At 65.2% G+C, this 530-nt stretch carries 1 protein-coding gene; it reads left to right on the top strand.

From position 1 onward, the window contains the following. Positions 1–180: 180 nt before the first annotated feature. Positions 181–530, top strand: a 350-nt coding sequence (locus tag ACM9J1_RS14350) for a hypothetical protein (protein ID WP_415582787.1), incomplete at both ends; no start/stop codon positions are given.

The raw sequence follows: 530 nt of genomic DNA, 5'->3' as shown, positions 1-530 counted from the left end.
CCTATCGCCACCCCGGGCTCCTATACCAACATCGTCGCCTGCGACCAGGTGGTGTACGTCTCGGTGGCCTACGATGCCACGGGCTGCCGCACGGTGGTTGAGCTCCCGATCCACGTGAACCTTACGCCGCAGGCCACGGAGATCCCGGCCCTTGAGGTNTGCGACGACGACACCGACGGNATCGGCACCTTCAACCTGGATGCGGCCATCGCCGATATCCTGGGCGGGCTTTCCCCGGCCGGGCACACCGTTGGCTTCTACCTGACCCAGTCCGACGCGCAGGCCCCTACGGGCCAGATCACCAACGTGCTTGGCTTCCACAACACGACCCCGGGCACCCAGACCATCTGGGTGCGCCTTGAGGACAACGCCACGGGCTGCTTCGACGTAATTTCCCTTGACCTTATCGTGAATCCTAAGCCGCTGCTCCCGCCGACCCCGACGGGCGCCGCGCTCCCATACAGCAAGTGCGATTACAACAACCCGGGCGACGAGCGCGAGGAGTTCGACCTGCAGTCGCAGATACCGGG

The organism is Flavobacterium longum (assembly GCF_965137575.1).
In the GTDB taxonomy this organism is placed as follows: Bacteria; Bacteroidota; Bacteroidia; order Flavobacteriales; family Flavobacteriaceae; genus Flavobacterium; species Flavobacterium longum.
This window is presented reverse-complemented; position numbering and strand designations above follow the sequence as displayed.